Below are 243 nucleotides of genomic sequence, written 5' to 3' on the forward strand. Positions count from 1 at the left end.
AGATACATACTCACTTCTACGTACACGACTAAAGGATGACACAATACGTGCACGACACCGTGGTACATACGTACAGTACTGTACCTACAGTACTACTGCCACTCCCTCCACATCGCTGTACCAGTGCTTGCTGTAGTACTTATGTACAATGTAATGTACAACGTGCATACAGTAGTAGGTACCAGAGTTCGAAGCAGTATGCAAACCTCAACCCTCCATCCTCGGCAACGGCCATACCACATT

1 protein-coding gene is annotated in these 243 nt (G+C 46.5%); it reads left to right on the forward strand.

Annotated elements, in window-relative coordinates:
- Positions 1-35 precede the first annotated feature (35 nt).
- Positions 36-243: hypothetical protein (locus tag JEM65_RS22695; RefSeq protein WP_233530820.1), on the forward strand; the 208-nt coding region annotated here is incomplete at its 3' end.

The organism is Gelidibacter salicanalis (assembly GCF_016469035.1).
GTDB lineage: Bacteria > Bacteroidota > Bacteroidia > Flavobacteriales > Flavobacteriaceae > Gelidibacter > Gelidibacter salicanalis_A.